The organism is Lamprobacter modestohalophilus (genome assembly GCF_016583905.1).
Taxonomy (GTDB): domain Bacteria; phylum Pseudomonadota; class Gammaproteobacteria; order Chromatiales; family Chromatiaceae; genus Lamprobacter; species Lamprobacter modestohalophilus.
Genome location: NZ_NRRY01000169.1, coordinates 1 through 1,085, shown reverse-complemented (window position 1 = coordinate 1,085; position 1,085 = coordinate 1). Strand labels below are relative to the sequence as shown.

General features: G+C 66.7%; 2 protein-coding genes. Both read right to left on the bottom strand.

What is annotated here, in order from left to right:
- Positions 1–227: potassium-transporting ATPase subunit C (locus CKO42_RS26660; protein WP_200252728.1), on the bottom strand; the 227-nt coding region annotated here is incomplete at its 3' end.
- Between the two features lie 9 nt (positions 228–236).
- Positions 237–1,085 (bottom strand): HAD-IC family P-type ATPase (locus CKO42_RS26655; RefSeq protein ID WP_242479739.1); only part of this gene is annotated, 849 nt, incomplete at its 5' end.

Below are 1,085 nucleotides of genomic sequence, written 5' to 3'. Positions count from 1 at the left end.
GCCTTGAACGGCTGGCCGACCAGTGCCGAGCCGATCACCGTGCCATCGCGTTCGACGAAGCTGCCGGTGGACTGCTCAGGAAACAGGACGCCACCGATCGCCACGGTGAGCAGCGGGTAGAGGACACCGCACAGCAGCATCAGCACCAGGGCGCCGCGCAGCGCCTGGAGCCAGCGTCCGACTGGGGTCGCGGAGACTGTCGGGGCAACGGATTGGGCGTGATTCATCACCATCTCCTACATCACCAAACCAAGACCAAGATCGATGAGCTTGATCGCCGGGAACGGCAGCAACAGCCCGCCCAACCCGTAGATCAAGAGGTTGCGACGCAGCAGCGCGTCGGCACTGAGCGGGCGGAGGCTCACCCCACGCAGCGCAAAGGGGATCAGCGCCGGGATCACCAGGGCATTGAAGATCACCGCCGCCAGCACCGCCGTGGCTGGGCTGTTGAGCTGCATGATGTCGAGGGCCTGCATGGCCGGCACGCTGGCGATGAAGATGGCCGGTAGGATGGCAAAGTACTTGGCCACGTCGTTGGCCAGCGAGAAGGTGGTTAGCGCGCCACGGGTGACAAGCAACTGCTTGCCGATCTCCACCACCTCCAGCAGCTTGGTCGGATCGGAATCGAGATCCACCATGTTGCCCGCCTCCTTGGCGGCCTGGGTGCCGGAGTTCATCGCCAGCCCGAGATCCGCTTGGGCCAGGGCCGGCGCGTCGTTGGTGCCGTCGCCCATCATGGCGACTAGGCGTCCCTGGGCCTGTTCGCACCGGATGTACTCCAGCTTGTCTTCCGGCGTGGCCTCGGCGATGTAGTCCGCCACGCCAGCCTCGGCGGCGATGGCGGCGGCGGTCAGCGGATTGTCGCCGGTGATCAGCACCGTGCGGATGCCCATGGCGTGCAGGCGCTGGAAGCGTTCCTTGATGCCGGTCTTGATGATGTCGGACAGGGGCACGACGCCGAGCACCCGGTCGTCCTCCGCGACCACCAACGGCGTCGCGCCGCCTCGCGCCACGCGCTCCACCAGCGCGGTGGTCTCGTCGGGATAGGCGCCACCGTTCTCGGTGACGAAGCGGCGGATGGCATC